Source organism: Gelidibacter salicanalis (assembly GCF_016469035.1).
Taxonomy (GTDB): Bacteria; Bacteroidota; Bacteroidia; order Flavobacteriales; family Flavobacteriaceae; genus Gelidibacter; species Gelidibacter salicanalis_A.
The window spans coordinates 1-270 of sequence record NZ_JAEHJZ010000170.1 but is presented as its reverse complement, the minus strand read 5'-3'; the positions used below and the strand labels follow the sequence as shown (position 1 = coordinate 270).

General features: G+C 44.4%; 1 pseudogene. It reads right to left on the bottom strand.

What is annotated here, in order from left to right:
* Positions 1-270: pseudogene (locus JEM65_RS21265) on the bottom strand (gfo/Idh/MocA family oxidoreductase); the annotation flags it as partial.

Below are 270 nucleotides of genomic sequence, written 5' to 3'. Positions count from 1 at the left end.
GGATTCAGTCAATGGGCCAGCGATAGAGAATGGAGAGCTCAAGTTTTTGAATTCTTCCGAACCATGACCTGCGATACAAGCTTCAACCCAGTTATTATAGTGGCCACCATCTCCTCCATCTACTCGATGAAGCGTTTGTGGCACATTTGCATCTTTTGTTTTTGACGTAGGAAGTAACTGAGGGTTTTTCCCATAAGTGGAGCACATCATTTTACCTTTGGTTCCTTCGATGATTACTCCGTTGCCACCATCACCCATTTGCTCATTAGG